Annotated in this window: 18 protein-coding genes; 15 read left to right on the forward strand and 3 right to left on the reverse strand. The window is 68.6% G+C overall.

Going from position 1 to position 19,351, the window contains the following annotated elements; all coding sequences use genetic code 11:
* The first annotated feature begins 1 nt into the window (after position 1).
* From KY496_RS26390 to KY496_RS26400, 3 genes are all read left to right on the forward strand, one after another.
* Positions 2 to 715: a PEP_CTERM-anchored TLD domain-containing protein gene (locus tag KY496_RS26390; protein ID WP_219863138.1), complete on the forward strand. Its 714-nt coding sequence runs from the start codon at positions 2 to 4 to the stop codon at positions 713 to 715.
* A gap of 185 nt (positions 716 to 900) precedes the next feature.
* Entirely contained in the window at positions 901 to 3,882 is a 2,982-nt protein-coding gene (locus tag KY496_RS26395; RefSeq protein WP_184234521.1) for an ExeM/NucH family extracellular endonuclease, read from the forward strand.
* A gap of 11 nt (positions 3,883 to 3,893) precedes the next feature.
* Positions 3,894 to 4,484: an NF038129 family PEP-CTERM protein gene (locus tag KY496_RS26400; RefSeq protein WP_184234519.1), complete on the forward strand. Its 591-nt coding sequence runs from the start codon at positions 3,894 to 3,896 to the stop codon at positions 4,482 to 4,484.
* 16 nt (positions 4,485 to 4,500) lie between these two features.
* Here the strand turns inward: KY496_RS26400 and KY496_RS26405 are convergent, their stop codons facing one another.
* Positions 4,501 to 4,857, reverse strand: a complete 357-nt coding sequence (locus tag KY496_RS26405) for a hypothetical protein (RefSeq protein WP_219863140.1) — start codon at positions 4,855 to 4,857, stop codon at positions 4,501 to 4,503.
* A gap of 303 nt (positions 4,858 to 5,160) precedes the next feature.
* On the opposite strand from KY496_RS26405, the gene KY496_RS26410 reads away from it, so the two are divergent.
* Complete coding sequence (locus KY496_RS26410; protein ID WP_005669208.1) at positions 5,161 to 5,574, forward strand: hypothetical protein; 414 nt, start codon at positions 5,161 to 5,163, stop codon at positions 5,572 to 5,574.
* 84 nt (positions 5,575 to 5,658) lie between these two features.
* Here the strand turns inward: KY496_RS26410 and KY496_RS26415 are convergent, their stop codons facing one another.
* Entirely contained in the window at positions 5,659 to 8,805 is a 3,147-nt protein-coding gene (locus KY496_RS26415) for a S8 family peptidase (RefSeq protein WP_219863142.1), read from the reverse strand.
* A gap of 51 nt (positions 8,806 to 8,856) precedes the next feature.
* Positions 8,857 to 9,597 carry an NF038120 family PEP-CTERM protein gene (locus KY496_RS26420; RefSeq protein WP_005669212.1) on the reverse strand — a complete coding sequence of 247 codons (741 nt, stop codon included), beginning with the start codon at positions 9,595 to 9,597 and terminating at the stop codon, positions 8,857 to 8,859.
* Between the two features lie 395 nt (positions 9,598 to 9,992).
* Between KY496_RS26420 and gspG the strand changes: the two genes are divergently transcribed.
* Genes gspG through KY496_RS26475 form a run of 11 tightly spaced genes read left to right on the forward strand, consistent with a single transcriptional unit; the run spans position 9,993 to position 19,349 of the window.
* Entirely contained in the window at positions 9,993 to 10,436 is a 444-nt protein-coding gene (gspG, locus tag KY496_RS26425; protein WP_219863144.1) for a type II secretion system major pseudopilin GspG, read from the forward strand.
* 52 nt (positions 10,437 to 10,488) lie between these two features.
* Positions 10,489 to 11,676, forward strand: a complete 1,188-nt coding sequence (locus KY496_RS26430) for a type II secretion system F family protein (RefSeq protein WP_005669215.1) — start codon at positions 10,489 to 10,491, stop codon at positions 11,674 to 11,676.
* Entirely contained in the window at positions 11,673 to 13,358 is a 1,686-nt protein-coding gene (locus tag KY496_RS26435) for a GspE/PulE family protein (protein WP_219863146.1), read from the forward strand. The genes KY496_RS26430 and KY496_RS26435 overlap by 4 nt, the downstream gene beginning before the upstream one ends.
* Positions 13,351 to 14,166 carry a hypothetical protein gene (locus KY496_RS26440; protein ID WP_040777114.1) on the forward strand — a complete coding sequence of 272 codons (816 nt, stop codon included), beginning with the start codon at positions 13,351 to 13,353 and terminating at the stop codon, positions 14,164 to 14,166. The genes KY496_RS26435 and KY496_RS26440 overlap by 8 nt, the downstream gene beginning before the upstream one ends.
* Positions 14,163 to 14,708 carry a PilN domain-containing protein gene (locus tag KY496_RS26445; RefSeq protein WP_184234501.1) on the forward strand — a complete coding sequence of 182 codons (546 nt, stop codon included), beginning with the start codon at positions 14,163 to 14,165 and terminating at the stop codon, positions 14,706 to 14,708. The genes KY496_RS26440 and KY496_RS26445 overlap by 4 nt, the downstream gene beginning before the upstream one ends.
* Positions 14,705 to 15,265, forward strand: coding sequence for a hypothetical protein (locus tag KY496_RS26450; protein ID WP_184234498.1), 561 nt, complete (start codon positions 14,705 to 14,707; stop codon positions 15,263 to 15,265). Before KY496_RS26445 ends, KY496_RS26450 begins: the two co-directional genes overlap by 4 nt.
* On the forward strand, positions 15,262 to 15,798 hold the full coding sequence (locus KY496_RS26455) for a hypothetical protein (RefSeq protein WP_219863148.1): 537 nt from the start codon (positions 15,262 to 15,264) through the stop codon (positions 15,796 to 15,798). The genes KY496_RS26450 and KY496_RS26455 overlap by 4 nt, the downstream gene beginning before the upstream one ends.
* Positions 15,798 to 17,825, forward strand: coding sequence for a secretin N-terminal domain-containing protein (locus KY496_RS26460; RefSeq protein ID WP_219863150.1), 2,028 nt, complete (start codon positions 15,798 to 15,800; stop codon positions 17,823 to 17,825). The genes KY496_RS26455 and KY496_RS26460 overlap by 1 nt, the downstream gene beginning before the upstream one ends.
* A complete protein-coding gene (locus tag KY496_RS26465; RefSeq protein ID WP_219863151.1) occupies positions 17,822 to 18,310 on the forward strand; it encodes a type II secretion system protein in 489 nt (162 codons plus the stop codon). Before KY496_RS26460 ends, KY496_RS26465 begins: the two co-directional genes overlap by 4 nt.
* 5 nt (positions 18,311 to 18,315) lie before the next feature.
* The gene (locus tag KY496_RS26470) at positions 18,316 to 18,690 is read left to right on the forward strand and encodes a type II secretion system protein (RefSeq protein ID WP_370660068.1); all 375 of its coding nucleotides are present in this window, start codon (positions 18,316 to 18,318) and stop codon (positions 18,688 to 18,690) included.
* Positions 18,690 to 19,349, forward strand: coding sequence for a type II secretion system protein (locus KY496_RS26475; protein ID WP_219863153.1), 660 nt, complete (start codon positions 18,690 to 18,692; stop codon positions 19,347 to 19,349). Before KY496_RS26470 ends, KY496_RS26475 begins: the two co-directional genes overlap by 1 nt.
* Positions 19,350 to 19,351: the final 2 nt, after the last annotated feature.

The following is a 19,351-nucleotide window of genomic DNA, read 5'->3' on the forward strand; positions in this document are numbered from 1 at the left end:
CATGAACAAGATCCTGGCACGGGGCGGTGCGGCCGCCATCCTGGTTGCGGCCATTGGCATGGCGGCATCGCCGGCTGTGGCACAAGACGAACCTCCCTTGCTCGACCCCAGCCTGCAGGGCCAGCTCGAACGCTGGCTCGGCGCCGGCCCCCTTTATCTCGACAACATCTACACGCGGCAGCCGGGCGACGACTCGCTCGACTTCCATGCCGCTGCAGATGGGCGCGGCAGCAACTTCACCTTGATGCGTGTCGCCAACGACGCCGGCGACAGCTGGGTGGTGGGCGGCTACAACCCGCGCAGCTGGTCTTCCACGGCCGGCTGGCACGTTTCCGAGCGCGACTGGCAACGCACCGCCTTCCTGTTCAACTACACCGACCCGGCCGTGTACCGCCAGCTGCTGCTCGATAACGTCCTGCCCAGCCAGGGCTCGCGCCAGACCTACAACTGGCCCGATCACGGCCCCACCTTCGGCGCCGGGCCCGACCTCTTCGTCGACGACCGGCTGACCACCTCGATTTCCTGGCAACTGAGCTATGGCGACCCCGCCTTCGAAGGCCGCAGCATCATCGACGGCACCTATGGCGGGCAATTCAGGCGGGTCGAAGCGCTCGAAACCTACGCCATTTCGCTCGTGCCCGAGCCACCCACGTATGCGCTGCTGCTCGGCGGCCTCGGGGTGGCCGCCTGGGCCGTACGACGCCGTCGCCGCTGACACCCGCGCCAAGCTCTCTACTGATTCCCTGCGGAAACTCGATCCTCGTGTGTTGATTTGCCGCTAAGCTAGAAATTATCCACCGTGGCTAATTTCTGGTCATCATGTTGTCAATCTCCGCATTTACTATCATTCTGCTAATGAATGTAGCAGGCACATCTTGTGCGATAACCAATGGGGAACCCATGACGACTTTTGCATCCTTCGCACCGCGGCGCACGCTGCTGGCGACCTTGCTGGCAGGCCTTGCCGCCAGCGCCCATGCCGCCCCCGGCGACGTGGTAATCAGCCAGCTGTATGGCGCATCGAACAACGCCGGCGGCCAGTGGAGCCACGACTTCGTGGAGCTGTTCAACCGCAGCGATGCCCCGGTGCGGCTCGACGGCCTGAGCCTGCAATACCAGTCGGCGACCGGCAGTAACTGGGGTTCGGTCACGGTCTTGCCGGATGTGACCCTGGCGCCGGGCCAGTATTTCCTGGTGCTGGGCCGCAATGGCGGTGGCCCGAATGCGGTGGGCGAGGGCGATCTCTTCAATAACGGTCTCGATATGGCGGGCGCTGCCGGCAAGGTGGCGTTGGTCAATGGACGCACTCAAATGTCCACGCCGGAAGGCGCCAACCTGGTCGACCTGGTCGGTTTCGGCACCGCCAACCGCTTCGAGGGCGCGGCGGCGGCGGCGCCGTCGACCGTCAATGCGATCGCGCGCCTGGCCCAGGGCTGCCAGGATACCGACAATAACCGCGACGACTTCGTCGCCGGCCCGGTCGACGGTCCGCGCAGCACCCGTTCCCCGCTGGCGCCCTGCGACGGCAGCGGCGGCCCGGTCGTCAAGCCGATCGTCCCGAGCTGTCCGGCGGCGGTCCAGGTCGCCCAGGGCAGCGCGTCCTCGGCGCAACTGTCGGCGGTCGACGCCGACAGCATGGTGACGCGCGCCGCCATCGTGGCCGGCGCCGTGCCCGGCGTCAGCCTCGCCGACTTCGCGCCTGCGAACGCCATCGGCGGCACGGCGACGGCGCGCCTGCTCATCGGCGACACGCTGGCCGGCGGCCGGTATCCGGTCCAGGTCGAGTTCGCCAACACCGAGGGCGACACCGAGCGCTGCACCGTCACCGTCGACGTCGCCGGCCAGTTGAGCATCCCGGCGATCCAGGGTTCTGGCCCGACCAGCGCCTATGTCGGCACCGTGCAAACCACGCAGGGCGTGATCACCGCCAAGGTCGGCGCCGGCTTCTTCATCCAGGACCCGCAGGGCGACGGCGATCCGTCGACATCGGACGGCCTGTACATCTACGGCAAGACCACGGACTTGCCGGTCGGCACCCTGGTGCGCGTGACCGGCACGGTCGAGGAATACCGGCCGAGCGGCGCGACCCGCAGCTACACCGAGTTCAAGGACGTCGGCAGCATCGTGTCGCTGGGCGCCGGCCCGGCCATCGTGCCGACCAATATCGCGTTGCCGAACGCCAACCTGGCCGACGTGGAAGGCATGCTGGTACGTTTCACCACGCCGCTGACCGTCAACGGCAACCGCAACCTCGGCGACCGCGGCGAACTGATCCTCGCCAACGGCCGCCGCGAGAACCCGACCAACCGTTATCCGCTCGGCTCGCCCGAGGCGCTCGCGCTCGCCCGCGAGCATGCGAGCAACCAGATCGTGCTGGACGACGGCATCTTCGTGGCCCCGGCCACCATCCCCTACCTGGCGGAGGACGGCACCGTGCGCGTGGGCGACACCGTGCACGACCTGACCGGCGTGGTCGACTATGGCGCGCTGGGCGGCGGCGGGGCCGGCTTCAAGCTGCAGCCGACCGTCACGCCGACCTTCGCGCGCACCAACGAGCGCACCCCGGCCCCGGCCTTGCCCGGCGCGATCAAGGTGGCCAGCGCCAACGTGCTCAATTTCTTTACCACCTTCACCGATGGCCGCGACGCCTGGGGCCGCAGCGGCCAGGGCTGCACCATCGGCAACCGCACCTCGGCGGGCGAGTGCCGCGGCGCCGACAACACGGCCGAGTTCGTGCGCCAGCGCGACAAGATCGTCGCCTCGCTGGCCGAACTCGATGCCGACGTGGTGGGCTTGATGGAAATCCAGAACAATGGCGACGTCGCGGTCGGCTACCTGGTCGAGCAATTGAATGCCGCCACCGCGGCCGGCACCTATGCGGTGGTGCCGAAGCCGGCGGCGCTGGGCACCGACGCGATCCGGGTGGCGATGATCTACAAGCCCGCCAAGCTGAGCCTGGCCGGCAGCGCGCTGTCGGATGGCCACGAGATCAACAACCGTCCGCCGATGGCCCAGGCCTTCAAGGCGAAGCAGGGCGGCGGCACGTTCTCGGTGATCGTGAACCACCTGAAATCGAAGGGCGGTTGCAGTGGCGCCGGTCCTGGTGACACCGACCCGGGCAATGGCGAAGGCTGCTGGGACCGCACCCGTACCGAGCAGGCCCGGCGCCTGAGCGACTATTTCATCCCGCAGGTGGTCAAGGCGGCCGGGGATCCGGACGTGCTGGTGATCGGTGACCTGAACGCGTATGCCTTCGAGAGTCCGATCAATCACCTGACCCAGCAGGCCGGCATGGTCAACCTGCTCGAGCGCTTCGTGCGTCCGCACGGCATGCCGTATTCGTATGTGTTCGACGGCCTGTCCGGCTACCTCGACCATGCGCTGGCAAGCGGCTCGCTGGCGCCGCAAGTGGCGGGCGCGGCCGAATGGCACAGCAACGCCGACGAGCCTGAAACCATCGACTACAACCTCGGCGATACGGCGCAAGACCCGTACCGCAAGAACGCCTGGCGCGCCTCGGACCACGATCCGCTGGTGGTGAGCCTGAACCTGGCCGGCTCGCATGCCGACGTCACGGCGTCCAGCAAGATCGTCATCGGCGGCTTCAGCATCAACCGGGCGACGGGCAAGACCACCGGCAACGTCACCATCACCAATACCAGCGGCCAGACCCTGAACGGACCGCTGCACCTGGTGCTGCGGGGCCTGCCGTCCGGCGTCACGCTCGACAATCCGGCCGGCGTCCACGAGGGCGCGCCGTACATCACGCTGCCGCAAGCCGGCATCGCGCCGGGCGCCACGGTCACCATCGCCACCGCGTTCAGCAATGGCGCCAAGCGTAACTTCACTTATACCCCGCAGCTGGTCTCCGGCGCGTTCTAAAGGAAAACACCATGTCGAACCTCGTATCCCTGTTGTTCCGTGTCTTGCTGGCGCTGTCGATCGCGGCCGGCGCCCCGGCGGCCCTGGCCGGTCCGCTGTACCGGGTCTCGCTCGATACCTCGGCCCTGGCCGGCACCGTCGGCTACCTCGACCTGGGCCTGAACGGCCCGCTGGATGCGGCGCCGACGGTGGCCCGCCTCGGCAACTTCAGCGGCGCCTTCCTGGAAGGCGGCATGACGTCGGGCGACGTCAGCGGCGACGTCGTGAATGGCGTCGTGTTGCGCAATGGTCCGGAGTGGAATTTCTTCGACCAGCTGGTCACGTTCGGCGGCCTGTTCAGCTTTGACGTCGAGTTCGACCTGGGCGAGGGCGCCAATGGCAGCCTGTTCAGCGTCGCCTTCGTCGACGACGCCCTCAATTACCTGGGCGCCGCCGGCAATGTGCTCGAGATGAACCTGGTCGCGGGCCAGAGTGTCGAGCTGCAACTGGTGGATGCGGCCTTCGCCAGCGTGGCCGAGGTGCCGGAGCCGGCCGCCTGGCTGCTGGTTGCGAGCGGCCTGTTGTTGCTGGCCGCGACGCGCCGTCTGCGCCAGCAGCGCTGACGCGGGCGTCCCGCGCTCAGGATCGGGGCAGGCTGGCCTCGAGCGCGGCGCGGCGCTGGGCATCGATGCGCCAGGCTTCGGCATTGCCGTCGATGATGCGCAGGCTGGCGCAGCCTTCGGCGGCGCAGTCAGGCGCCGGCATTGTCGCAGAGGCGATGGTGGCGATGGTGGCGATGGTGGCGATAACCGGGGCGCCCGGCGCCGGGGCCGGGACCGCGTTCGGGCCGGTTTCCGGCGTTCCCGCGAGGATGGGCGCACTGGCGGTCGTGCTGGCCGACGCGGTCTGGACGGTCGTATCGAGGTCGTATTGGCCGCCGCAGGCAGCCAGGGCGGACGTCAGGGAGAGGGCGATGATGGTGCGCAGGAAGGTCATGTGAACTCGAACAAGCTCGTCTTTAACGAAAGCTATTGTAGTGAGTAAATTTTTCCTGCGCTCAATTTTTTACATTTGCGAACATCCAAGTTATCATTCGATGGAAACGGGATGCGCGACGTTCATGCCTTTTGCCTGCAAATGAGAAATATATCCTCACGGAAATTTAAGATGTTCTGAGATAAGTTTACGGAGCTTGCCGTGTTCCGTAAGAAGCGCGCAACAGGTGGGACGACACATTTGGTAACAGTCAGTCAAGGTGATCCGCTTGACCAGCTGTATCGTGCGCGCGAAGATGGCGGCATGAAAAAACTCATCCTCATCCTCCTGTTCGGCGCCAGCGCCGCCTGCACCACCCAGGCCCACGATCCGGTCCAGCCGCCGGTGAAGGACGGCGCGCCCCCGGTCGTCGCGCTCCAGCCCGGCGCCACCGTGTCCGAGATCAAGCGCCTGATCGGCACGCCCACCTGCAGCGACAACGCGCAATGCCGCTCGCTCCCGGTCGGCGCGCTGGCTTGCGGCGGCCCGCAGGAATACCTGCCGTATTCGACCGCGAAGACCGACGAGAAGGCGCTGCTGGCCCTGGCCGAGCGTTCGAAGACCGAGCGCCAGGCCGAGATCCAGCGCACCGGCGAAATGTCGATCTGCATCCATCGCCCCGACCCGGGCGCCGTCTGCGTCGCCGGCGCCTGCCAGCTGGGTTCGCCCGCAGCCTGAGTCTTTCCATTCCTTCAAAAAGACAAAGCGCGCCGTGGCGCGCTTTGTCTTTTCAACCGGGGCCAGGGGCCCCGGACCTGTCGATTACACGCCGACGTCCTTCGCCTTGACGCGTTGCGGACGCTCGGCCTTCGGCACCGGCTGGTTGGTCTCGACCTGCAGCACGGTGGTCGAGCCGACCGCGCCGCTGGCGTCGAGCAGGCGCACGCCGCCCAGGAAGCGCTTGCCGGTCGGCAGGCCGGACCAGCTCACCGCCACCGTCGCCTTGCCGCCGGCATAGACGTTGGCCGGCACCAGGGCGCGCAGGTTGCCGCCCTTGTCGCTGGTGTTCACGACCGCCGCATGCAGGCCGTACGAGGTGGTGCCGCCGGACGCGGTGCTGTAGCCCAGCGTGCAGACGCGGTAGTTGCCTGCCGGCGGGGCCGCCAGCGCGATCGTCTCGTCCGAACCATAGGTGGCGGAGTAGGCGACCAGCTGGCCGGCCGCGTTCACCATCACCAGGTCGAGGTCGTCGCCACCCTGGCCGCTGGTATCGCGGTCGAACAGCTCGAACTGCGCCGCCACCGTGTCGGCGGTGAAGGTCACCGGCAGCACGCGGGCGCCGTACAGGCCGCGGTGGCAGGCGTCGGCCATCTGTGCCAGCGTGTCGAGGCTGCCTTCCGGCGCCGGTGCGATCGTGTTTGCCGTGCGCACGATTTCCTTCAGGCCGCCGACGCTCGAGCCCATCTTGCCGGCGAAGCCGGTGGTGACGGCCAGGGCCTTGCTGCCGCTGGCGCGGTCGCTGGAGAAGAATACCGGTGCGATGATCGGCTTGCCGGAGCGGGCCACGACCGGGCTGCGCACGGTATGGCCGCCGCCGGTCCAGGTCAGGGTGCCGTACTGCCAGGTGTTCTCGGGCGCGCTGGTGCGGGTCAGCGTGACGGTGAACGACCGGGTCTGGCCGGGCTCGATCGCCAGCGTGGCCGGGGTCACCACGGCCTCATAGCCCGGCACCGAGATCTGCCCGCTGAAGCTCGAGGTGCTGGCGCTGACGTTGGTCACCGAGCGGTTGATGGTCACCGAGCCGAGCACGTTGCCGACGGCGATCGACGGCAGGTTCAGGTCATAGCCGGGGATCTGGCCGCCCGCGCACTGGGTGGTGACGCCGGCGCCGCACAGGTATTTGCGGTAGTCGGCTTCGCCGATGTCGTACACCAGGCCCGGGTCGAGCGCGGCGGTCGGGTTGACGTGGCCCGCGCCCTGGGCGAACGGCAGCTGGCCGCGGATGTCGCCGGTCAGCGTGTCCGGGAAGGTGTCGGTCGCGGTGGTCATCAGCGCCGACTTGATCATCGCCGGCGACCAGGTCGGATGCTTCTGGCGCAGCAGGGCGCTCACGCCGGCCACGTGCGGCGCCGACATCGAGGTGCCCTGCATCGACACGAACTCGACCGGCGGCACCATGGTGCCGTTGACGATGTCGGCATGGTCCTCCTCGCTCAGGCCCGGCGTGCCGCCGGCGATGATGTCCACGCCCGGCGCGGTGACGTCCGGCTTGAGCACGTTGGCATCGGCGCGGTTCGGGCCGCGCGACGAGAAGTTGGCCATGATCGGGGCGTTCAGCTTCGACACGCCGACCACGAACTTGCTGATCGCGGCGGTGGCGCTGGCCGCGCCCGCGGCCGCGTAGCTGCGGATCGCCTGGCCGTCGGCCTGGGTGACGTGGACCGAGGGCACCGAGTGCATGTCGGCGACCAGGCCGCTGCCGTTGTCGACCTGGATCATGCCGACGCCGCCGGCTTCGCGCACCGCGCGGCTCTTGTCGACGCGGTCGTTCTCGCCGCGGTTGCAGATCACGACCTTGCCGGCCACCTTGGCCGGATCGAGCACGGGCTGGCCGCCGTTGAACGAGGCGCTGTAGCACAGGGCGAGGCGGGAGGCGTTGGCGCCCGGCAGGCCGACAGTGGAGGCGTCGACCACCGGCTCGGCCGGCAGCGGTTCGGTATTCATCGAGGCGCCGGTGTATTTCTGGCCGTTGCTCAGGGTGACGGTGGCCTGGAACTCGCGGTTATGGGTCGAGGCGCCGACCGTGGTGTGCCACGGGCTGATGTGGGCCACCTGGTTGCCCGGGCCGTCGTTGCCGGCCGAAGCCACTGCAATGACGCCAGCATTGGCGGCGCCGAAGAAGGCTTGCTCGACCGGATCGGTGAGGGTGGTGCCGCCGCTGATCGAGAAGTTGATCACGTGGACGCCGTCGGCGACGGCCTTCTCGATTGCTGCCACGCTGTCGCCGACGTAGCAGCTGTTGCGCCGGCCGATGGTCACGCTGGGGTCGACATAGGTCCAGCACACCTTGTAGGAAGCGAGGCGTGCGCGCGGGGCGACGCCCGACATCTCGCCGATGTTGACGCCGGCCATGGTCACGTCCACGCCGTAGTTGCCGCCGGCGGTGGTCGAGGTGTGGGTGCCGTGGCTGCCTTCGCCGACGTCGCCGCCCAGCGAATCGCGCGGCGAGGAGCGGAATTCGCTCCAGTGGCTGACGCGGCCGGTGCTCCGGTAGATGTCGTCGAAATACTGCGCGCCGATCAGTTTGTTGTTGCAGTGGGCCGTGGTGAAGCCTTCGCCGGTCTGGCAATCGCCCTGCCAGCGCGATGGCGGCGCCGAATAGGCCAGGCTGCCGCTGGTGTCGTGGGTCGGCTTGCCGTTGGCGTCCACGCGATCGGCGTAGGACAGGTGTTCCGGCCAGACGCCGCCGTCGACGATGCCGATGATGATGTCTTCGCCGGCCTCGGCCAGGCCGCCGAGCTTGGACCAGGCGCCGTTCGGGCCGGTCAGCTTGAGGAAGTCGCGGGTCGAGACGGTGGTCAGTTCGCGCGGCACGTCGGGCGTGACCGCCAGCACGTCGCCGCGGCCGACCAGGGCGCGCACTTCGGCGTCGGTCAGCATGGCGGAGAAGCCGTTGAGCACCACCTTGTAGTCGTGCACGACGGGAGCGTTGCCGATGGCGGCGCGCACGGCGGCCTTCTTCTGGGCCAGGTAGCCGCTGTAGAGCTGGACGCTGGCGCTGTTCAGGTCGAGGCGCTGGCCGGCGCGCGGCTGGGTGGCGGCCAGGCCGTTGACGCTGCCGTCATAGGAGGCGATCGGCTTGTCGGCCAGTTGCACGACATAGGGGCGGCGCGCGTCGTCGGCCTGGGCAGACAGCGACAGGCTGGTCAGTGCGAACAGGATGGCTGCGGAAATTGGGCGGAGTTTCATGGATGCGTGTCCTTGGATTCTGCGGGGTTCGGCTGTGATGTGACGGCGTGCTCAGGCATTGCGGCGGCGGGCCCGGGCGGCGAAGCCGAGCAGGCCGAGGCCGAACAGCGCGAGACTGGCCGGCTCCGGCACCTCGGCCAGGGCGTCTTCGAGCACCAGGTTGTCGATGGCGAACTGGCCGCGGTTGTTCTCGAAGGCCAGGCAACTGCCCGAGTTGTCGCAGGTAAAGCCGAATAGGGCGACGCTCACGAAGGCGGTGTTGGCGAACGTCTCGAACGGCGAGTAACGGCCGAACAGGAAGCCCTGATCGCTGGGACCGTCGAGCAGCAGGTCTTGCAGCATATAGCTGCCGTCGGCCAGGAAGCCCTGCATCCGCAGCAGGCCGGAATAGATCGGATAACCACCCAGGGCCGCATCCAGGCCGATGAAGCTGGCGTCGATCGATTTCACCATGAAGGAAGCGGCAGTCTCGGACTCGACCCACACGATGCTGTCGTTGAAGGCGCCGTAATAGCCGCCTTCGCCGTTGACCGGGCACGCCATGCCGATGCAATAACTCGGATCGCTGGTGTCGACGATGGCGCCGACCAGGCTGCCCACATCCGCCGGATTGTAGGCTTCGAAGCTCAGCTTGTACCCTTGCTCCTGCCAGCTGTCGCCACTGCCGAACACCATGCCTGCGCCGGCATCGAAATTGATGGTCGCGCCTTGGGCCGGAGCGGCGATGGCCGCGGCGCCAAGGGCCGCGGCGGCGAACTTGGCGAGCGGGCTGGTCAGGGAGGGTAATGCCATATGCGATTTCCGAGTCATGATTTGCCTTTGTGGTTGGGATTTCTCTCGCCTGGATACGGCGGGGCACTGCGTTTCGCACCTGAGGTTCAGGTTGCCAAGAAATATATCAATTGAATTAAGAAAAGTGTAAAAAAGTTTAACGAGCAATATTTTGACTTTCCACAACTTGCACTGATTAAATTTGGTTTCTCCTATGGGCAATCATTATTTCCACCTGTTTGTCACCTGTCTGAAATATGCATCGTTGCAATCGAGAAAGCTTTATTGAAAGGAATCAAGCGCCGTGCGCCTTGCATCAGGATGGTGTTTTTTTGAAAAGAACAGTTGTCGTCGCGCTCGGCAGCGTGTTACCTTTCACGGGCAGGATTTCAAAGAAGCAATCTAGGAGTCGCTTGATGGTTTTTGCTATGAAACAGGGCGCCGACGTCCGTCACGGACGCAGCGCGGGCTTCACGCTGCTGGAGCTGCTGGTGGTGATCGTCATCATCGGCCTGCTTGCCGCCTATGTCGGACCCAAGTACTTCTCACAGCTCGGCAAATCCGAAGTCACCGCCGCCCGCGCCCAGATCGACGCCTTCGACAAGACCCTCGACACCTATCGGCTCGACGTCGGCCGCTATCCAACCACCGAAGAGGGCCTGGCCGCCCTCATGACGGCGCCGCCGAGCGCCGGCGCCAAGTGGAACGGCCCCTATCTGAAGAAGGCGATTCCGCTCGATCCCTGGGGCAATCCCTACCAGTACCGGGCGCCGGGCGCCCGCGGCGAGTACGAGGTGCTGTCCCTCGGCAAGGATGGGCAACCTGGCGGCGCCGGCGACAACGCCGACATCACCAACTGAGCACGAACTGAACGTTCCTATTTCGCTTCACCGCAACCTCGCCGGGCATCCCATGCAGTTCGCCGTTCGCACCCTCGCGCCCGACATGTCGATCTCGAACATCGTCGTCGACGCGCCCGACGCCCAGGACGCGCGCCGCCAGGTCGAGGCGCGCGGCCTGTTCGTCAGCGCCGTCGAGCCGGCGCGCGGCGCGGCGCTGGCGCGCCCCAGGGGCGGCAAGCTCTCCCTCGTGCTGTTCAGCCAGGAGCTGCTGGCGCTGCTCAATGCCGGCCTGGGCATCGTCGAAAGCCTGGAGGCGCTGCTCGAGAAGGAAGCCGCGCCCTCCACGCGCGCCGTGCTCGAGCGCCTGCTGGCCGGCCTGCGCGAGGGCAAGCGCTTTTCCAGCGTGCTGGCGGCGCAGCCGGCGCTGTTCCCCCCGCTGTACGTCGGCATCGTGCGCGCCGCCGAAGGCACCAGCGACCTGCCGCGCGCGCTGGCGCGCTACATCGACTACCAGCAGCGCATCGACACCGTGCGTTCCAAGATCGTCAGCGCCTCGATCTATCCGGTGATCCTGTTGATGGTCGGCGGCGGCGTCAGCGCCTTCCTGATCGGCTACGTGGTGCCGAAATTCGCCGAGGTCTACCACGGCGCCGGGCGCGACCTGCCGTGGATGTCGCAACTGCTGCTGGACTGGGGCCAGTTCGCGGCCGGCCACGGCGGCGCGATCCTGGTCGTCGCGGCGCTGCTGGTGGCCGGCCTGGCCGCCGCCGTGCGCCACTTGCTGCGCAGCGGCGGCATGGCGCGCCTGCTGGCGCGCCTGCCCGGCATCGGCGAGCGGGCCCGCGTCTACGAGCTGTCGCGCCTGTACCTGACCCTGGGCATGCTGACCGAGGGCGGGATCACCATCGTCGGCGCGATCGAGACGGTGCAGCCGATGGTGTCAGGCCACCTGGCGCGCAACCTGGCCGCGGCGCGCGCCGCGATCGAGGCCGGCCAGCCGCTGTCGAACGCCTTCGAGGCCCACGGCCTGACCACGCCAATCTCGCTGCGCATGCTGCGCGTGGGCGAGCGCACCGGCGACATGGGGCCGATGCTGACCCAATCCGCCGCCTTCTACGATGGCGAGATCGGACGCTGGATCGACCGCTTCACGCGCACCTTCGAGCCGCTGCTGATGGCGGCCATCGGCCTGGTGGTGGGCGCCATCGTGGTGCTGCTGTACATGCCGATCTTCGACCTGGCGGGAGACATGTCGTGAACGCGGAACCCTTCGACACGGGGCTGCTGGCGCGCGCCCGGGCCGCCGCCGCCGTCTCGCGGCGCGGCCTGGTGCTCGAGCTCGAAGCCCTGACCGGGCGCGATCCGCGCGAACTGGTGAAGGAACTGGCCGCGCCGTTCGGCCTCGCGGTGATGGAGACCGGCGCCATGCTGGCGCTGGCGCCGGCCTTCGAACTCTTGCCGCTGGCCCAGGCGCTGTCGCGGCACTGCGCGCTGCTGCGCCACCCGGATGGGCGCCTGACCGGGGTGCTGGCCGATCCCTTCGACCTCGACCTGCAGACCTGGCTCGGGGCCCAGGCGCGCGCCAGCGCCAGGAACCCATTGGATGTATGCCTGGCGCTGCAGTCCGACATCCAGGCCTATCTGTCGAAGCAGGAAGAGTCGGCGCGCGCCGTCGACTCGCTGGTGGGCGGCGCCCAGGATGCGCGGCGCGACGGCAAGTCCGGCACCGTGCTGTCGTTCGCCTCGGTGTCGGAAGCGGGCAGCCCGGCCGTCAAGCTGGTCAACTCGACGCTGTACGACGCATTGAAGGCCGGCGCCTCGGACATCCACCTGGAGAGCACCGCCGGCGGGCTGGCCGTCAAGTACCGGGTCGACGGCGTGCTCGATCACGCCGCCACCGTGGGCGGCATCGAGCTGGCCGAGCACATCATCTCGCGCCTGAAGGTGCTGGCCGAACTCGACATCGCCGAGCGCCGCGTGCCGCAGGACGGCAGCTTCCGGGTCGAGGCGGGCGGGCGCGACATCGACCTGCGGGTCTCGATCATGCCCAGCATCCACGGCGAGGACGCGGTGATCCGTATCCTCGACAAGCGCGCCATGATCGAGGCCTATGGCGCGCTCACGCTCGAGGCGCTGGGCTTCGACGCGCCGTCCCTGGTGAGCTTGCGCCAGCTGGCCCAGGAGGCGTACGGGATGCTGCTGGTGACCGGCCCCACCGGTTCGGGCAAGACCACCACCCTGTACGCGGCGCTGACCGAGATCCACAACGGGCGCGAGAAAATCATCACCATCGAGGACCCGGTCGAATACCAGCTGCCGGGCATCCTGCAGATTCCGGTCAACGAAAAGAAGGGCCTGACCTTCGCCAAGGGACTGCGTTCGATCCTGCGCCACGACCCCGACAAGATCATGGTGGGCGAGATCCGCGACCGCGAGACCGCCGAGATCGCGGTGCAGTCGGCCCTGACCGGCCACCTGGTGCTCACCACCGTCCACGCCAACAATGTGTTCGACGTGTTCGGCCGCTTCACCCACATGGGCATCGATCCGTATGCCTTCGTCTCGGCCCTGAACGGCATCTGGGCCCAGCGCCTGATCCGCATGTGCTGCCCGCGCTGCGCCGAGCGCTACGAGCCGGACGCGCACGAGCTGGCCTCGGTGCACCTGGCGCGCGACGAAGTGGCGGACTATGTCTTCATGCGCGGCAAGGGCTGCGGCGACTGCCGCGGCACCGGCTACAAGGGCCGCCGTTCGATCGCCGAAATCCTGACCCTGAACGACGAGATCCGCGAACTGATCGTCGACAAGCAGCCGATCCGCCGCATCAAGGCCGCGGCCCACGCCAACGGCACCCGCAGCCTGCGCCTGGCGGCGCTCGACCTGGTGCGGCGCGGCGCCACCACGATCGACGAGATCAAGCGGGTGACCCTGCATGCGTAGACTGCATTTTCCTCCCATCGGACAAGCCTTGCGCCTGGGCGTGGCCGCGGGCGGCCTGGCCCTGGTCAAGACCAGCCGCCTGTTCGGCGGCGCGCCGCTGGCCTTGTCGGAACAGCCGCTCGACCTGTTCGCGCCCGACGCGCTGGCGCGTGGCCTCCCGATGCTGTTTGCCGACCTGCCGGTCAAGGGCTGGCCGGTGAGCGTGGTGCTGGCCGACGAGCTGGTGCGCCTGTGGCAAGTGCCGCCGCCGCCGGGCGCCACCCGCATGGGCGACCTGGAGGCGGCCGCCGCGCTGCGCTTCCAGCACCTGTTCGGGGCGTCCGGCGCCGACTGGAAGATCAGCGCCGACTGGGATGCGGTCGATCCCTTCCTGGCCGCGGCGGCGCCCGTGGCGCTGCTCGACGCGCTGGCGGCGGCCGCCCGGGAGCACGGTTTCCACCTGGTCGAGGTGAGCCCGCAATTCGTCGCCGCCATGAACGCCTGGCGCCGCGAACGCCGGCCCGGCGCCTGGTTCGGCCTGGTCCATGGCGGCGTGCTGTCGCTCGCGGCCTACGAGGGCCGCAAGCTGGCGGCGGTGAGGAGCGCCCCGATCCCGGCGGGGGCCGACCGCGACTGGCTCGAATCCCATATTGCGCGCGAAGCGCTGCGGGTCGGGATCGCGCGGCCCGAGCGCCTGCAGCTCTCCGGCGCGGCTCCCGCCGCCTGGGCCAGCAGTCCGGGACGGCTGAAATTCGCCTGCAGCCTGCTCGAGCAGCTTGATGACTGGTCGGAACTGGCGCGCCTGGCCCGCACCGGGGTGCCGGCATGAAGCGCACCCGCATCGATTTCGCGCCCCCGAGCCTGCGCCGCACGCTGTTTCGCACGCCGCCGACCCTGGCCTATACGCTGCCGGGCGTGCTGGCGCTGTGCATCCCGGCGCTGTTCATGACCCAGCGCTATTTTGAACAGCAGGAAGAAGTGCGCGATCTGCAGGCGGCGCTGGCCGCGCGCAGCGCGCCGGCGCCAGTCGCCGCGCCGCCGGCCGCGCCGATCGCCGTGTCTCCGACCCAGGCCGGGGCCGTCAATGCCGCCATCCTGCAACTGAACCTGCCGTGGCGCGACCTGGCGGCGGCGCTGGGCGAAGCCACGCCGAACACGATCGCGCTGCTGGCGCTGGAACCGGACGCGAAGCGGCGCACGGTGCGCATCAGCGCCGAGGCGCGCTCGAGCGACGAGATGCTGGCCTATATCACGCGCCTGCAGGCCGAGGAATGGTTCAGCAGTGTGGTGCTGCTGCGCCATGAGGTGATGGAGCAGGACCCGAACCGCCCGCTGCGGTTCCAGGTCAGCGTGCAGTGGGAGAGCGCGTGAAGACGGGCGCATTGCTGCTGCGCGCGCGCCTGCTGCTGGCGCGCGTCGATCCGCTGGTGGCCCTGGTGCTGGCGCTGATGCTGGCCGGCGCCGCGGTCCAGGCGGCGCTGGTGCCGGCGCGCGCGCGACTGGACGCGGAATACGAGGCGGCGCGCCGGGCGGCGCGCACGCCGCTGCCGCCGCAGCCTGTTCCTGCGGCGGCGCCGCCCAGCAGCGACCAGAATTTGCAGCACTTCTATGCGACCCTGGGCGAGCGCCGCGGCGTGGAGCGTCAGTTGAAGGAAGTGTTCGCGCTGGCCGAGCGCCACGGCCTGGCGCTGCGCCAGGGCGAATACCGGGCCACGAACGACCGCAACGCGAAGCTGGTGGCCTACCAGGTCAACCTGCCGGTGAAGGGCAGTTATGGCGCGATCTGGGAATTCGCGATGGACGTGCTGCGCGCGATTCCGCATGCCTCGCTGGACGACGTGGCCTTCCGCCGCGACAGCGTGGGCGAGGCCGGGGTCGAGGCGCGCCTGCGCCTGACCTTCTATCTCACGGAAGGAAGCAAGTCTTGAAGCCGCGCCACATTGCCATGGGCGTGGCGCTGGCGCTGGCCGCCGGCCTGGTCGTCTTTGGCGACAACGCGCCGGAGGCGGAACTGGCCGAGCCGGTCGAACGCGCGGCTGTTACGCCCCCCTTGCGCAGCACCGCGCCGGCCATCAGGAAAACCGGCGACGACGTGGCCATCGCGCGCCTGATCCCGCGCGAGACCTTGATCGGCGCCAGCGGCGACCGTTTCGGGGAGGGAGAAAACAGCCTGTTCGCGCGCCATGACTGGACGCCGCCGCCACCGCCGCCATCGAACGAGCCGCCGCCCCCGCCACCGCCGCCGAGCGCGCCGCCGCTGCCGTTCACCTATCTCGGCAAGTCGCTGCAGGACGGCGTGTGGCAAATCTACCTGGCGCGCGGCGAACGCACCTATCTCGTCCAGGATGGCGAAACCATCGATGGCACCTACCGCGTGGACGAGATCCGTCCACCGGTGCTGACCCTGACTTACCTGCCGCTGGAACAACGACAGCAGCTCAATATTGGAGTATTCGACTGATGGTGCGAACCCGGATTCAAGGTCTTGGCCTGCTGCTGCTTCCACTGCTGCTGGCAGGCTGCGCGGCCCAGCGCGCCTACCAGGAAGGCAACGAGCTGGTGGCCCGGGACCAGGTGGGCGCCGGCCTGGCCAAGTACCAGGAAGCGCTGGCGTCCGAGCCGGACAACCCGGTCTACCGGGCGGCCTTCCTGCGCGCGCGCGACAACGCCACCGCGCGCCTGGTGGACCAGGCCGAGCGCGCGCTGGCGGCCGGCCAGGTGGACCTGGCGACGCAGGATTTTCGCCGCGTGCTGGCGATCGACCCCGTCAACGACCGCGCCCGCGCCGGCCTGCGCCAGGTCGAGGCCGAGCGCCGCCACGCGGCCGCCATCGTCGAAGCGCGCGCCGCCCTTGACAAGGACGAACCCGAGACCGCGCGGCAACTATTGGCGGCGGTGCTCACCGAACGCCCCGCGCACGAGGCGGCGCGCCAGCTGATGCAGGAAGTCGACGCCAAGGCCGCCGCCGCGCCGAAGGGCCAGGCGGCGCTGGCGGCCAGCTACCGTAAGCCCATCAGCCTGGAGTTCCGCGAGGCGCCGCTCAAGCAGGTGTTCGAGGTCATCGCGCGCCATTCGGGCCTGAACTTCATCTTCGACAAGGACGTCAAGGCCGATACCCGCACCTCGATCTTCCTCAAGAACAGCACGGTCGAGGCGGCGGTGTATTACCTGTTGATGACCAACCAGCTCGAGCGCCAGGTCATGGATGGCAACACGGTCCTGATCTACCCGAACGTGGCGGCCAAGGTCCGCGAATACCAGGAGATGACGGTCAAGACCTTCTTCCTGGCCAATGCCGAAGCCAAGAGCATCGCCAACACGTTCAAGACCATCCTCAAGGCGCGCGACGTGGTGGTGGACGAGAAGCTGAACCTGGTGATCCTGCGCGACAACCCGGAAGCGATCCGCATCGCCACCCAGCTGGTGGCCCTGCAGGACGTGCCCGAGCCCGAGGTCATGCTCGACGTCGAGGTGCTCGAGATCCGCCGCAGCAGCGTGATGGACCTCGGCATCGCCTGGCCGGCGGGGCTCTCGTTCACGCCGCTGCAGACGCTGAACGGCGCCCCGCTGACGATCGACGACCTGCGCAACTTCAACAGCAGCAATATCGAAGTGAGCGGCATCGGCGCGTCGCTCAACGCCAACAAGACCGACGGCGACACCAATACCCTGGCCAATCCGCGTATCCGCGTGCGCAACAAGGAGAAAGCCAAGGTCGTCATCGGCGACAAGATCCCGAACATCTCGGCCACGGTGTCGTCCGGCATCGGCGGCTTCGCATCCGAAAACATCAACTACATCGACGTCGGCCTGACGCTGAACGTGGAGCCGACCATCTACCTCAACAACGAGGTGGCGATCCGCATCGGGCTCGAGGTCAGCAGCCTGGGCGAATCGGTGCGCACCACCAGCGGCACCGTGGCCTACCGCATCGGCACCCGCTCGGCCAACACGCTCCTGCAACTGAAGGATGGCGAGAACCAGGTGCTGGCGGGCCTGATCAGCAATGAAGACCGCAGCAGCGGCAGCAAGGTGCCGGGCATCGGCGAGCTGCCGGTGGTCGGCCGCCTGTTCGGCAGCCAGCGCGACCAGCGCGACCGCACCGAGATCGTGCTGTCGATCACGCCGCGCATCGTGCGCGCCGTGCAGCGCCCGCCGGCGTCGGCGTCGGAATTCGGCGCCGGCACCGAGGCCAGCTTCCGCCGCCGGCCCGACAACGTGGTGCGGGTGCAGGTCACGGGATCGCCGATCCGCGCGCCAGCCCCGGCGCCGGCGGTCGAAACGACCCCGGTCGCGCCGCCGCCGGACGCTACCCCGAGCTTCTCGGTGCCGCCATCCGCCTTGCCGGCCACGCCGCAACTGGGCTCGCCGCCATCGGCGCCGCCGGGCGCGCCGGCGCCGCCGCCCGAGCTTGCGCCGGCGCCCGAACCCGAGGTCGTCCCGGCCGCCTATCCGCCCGGCGTCAATCCGCCGATCCCGCAGCGATGAACGTGCAGGCGCGGCGCGCAGCCCCTGGATTCACGCTGATCGAACTGCTGGTCACGCTGGCCATCCTCGCGCTGCTGGGCACCCTGGTGCTGCCGGTGGCCGAGGTCACCGTGCAGCGCCGCGACGAACAGGAACTGCGGCGCGCGCTGCGCGAGATCCGCGCCGGCCTGGACGCCTACAAGAAGGCCGGCGACGAAGGCCGCGTGAGCAAGGCGGCGGACGCCAGCGGCTACCCGGAACGCCTGGAGCTGCTGGTCGAAGGCGTGCCCGACCTGCGCAGCCCGAAGCAGGCCAACATCTACTTTTTGCGGCGCCTGCCGCGCGACCCCTTCAATCCCGATGCCGAGCTGTCGGACGCCGCCACCTGGGGCAAGCGCAGCTACGCCAGCGAGCCCGACGAGCCGAAGGAGGGCGACGACGTCTATGACGTGTATTCGACCTCGCAGCGCATTGGCCTGAACGGCATCCCCTACAACAAATGGTGAACCCGATGAGAACACGGCGCGGCTTCACGCTGATCGAACTGCTGGTGGTGCTGGGCATCGTGGCCCTGCTGCTGACGCTCGCCGTGCCGCGCTTCTTCCCCAGCATCGACGGCGCGAAAGAGACCATCCTGGCCGACAACCTGCGCAATACGCGCGCCGTGGTCGACCAGTACCGCTCCGACACCGGCCGCTATCCCGAATCGCTCGAGCAGCTGGTCGACGAAAAATACCTGCGCGAGATCCCGCTCGACCCGGTCACCGAAAGCCGCGAGACCTGGATACTCGAGGCGCCGCAGGACGGCGAGCAGGGGGGCTTTTCCAACCTGCGCAGCGGCGCGCCCGGCAACGACCGGCGCGGGCGTCCCTATCTGGAGTGGTAGTGAAAGCGCGCCGCCAGGCCGGCTTCACCTATCTCGGCCTGATCATCTTCGTGGCCATCATCGGCCTGGTGGGGGCGGCCACGCTCAAGATCGGCGCGCTCCTGCAGCGCGCCGCCGCCGAGGAAGAATTGCTGGAAATCGGCGCCGCCTTCAGCGCCGCGCTCGACAGCTACGCCGCCGCCACGCCGCGCGGCGGCTCGCCCTATCCGCCATCGCTGGCCGAATTGCTGAAAGACCCGCGCTCGCCCGCCGTGCGGCGCCACCTGCGCAAGGTCTACGTCGATCCGCTGACCGGCAAGGCCGAGTGGGGCATCGTCTACCTGGGCAGCGGCGAGACCGGCGTGGTCGCCATCCACAGCCTGTCGACCGCCAGGCCGCTGAAGATCGCGAACTTCGACAGCCGCTTCAAGGGCCTGGACAACAAGGAGATGATTTCGGAGTGGCGTTTCAGCGCGGGCGAGCGCAGCCTGGCGCCTGCCGTCCCGACGACGCAGTCGGGCGGGCCGGGCGTGCCGCCGGCGCCATCGGTCCAGGAACCGGCGCCGGCCGTGGCGCCGCCGCCGCCCGCACCCGCACCCGCACTGGAAGCCGAGCCCGAACCCGAACCCGAACCCGAGCCCGAGTCCGAGCCGGCGGAACAAGCCGCGTCGCCAGCCTAGGC

Origin of the sequence: Massilia sp. NP310, assembly GCF_019443485.1 — a bacterium.
GTDB lineage: Bacteria > Pseudomonadota > Gammaproteobacteria > Burkholderiales > Burkholderiaceae_D > Telluria > Telluria timonae.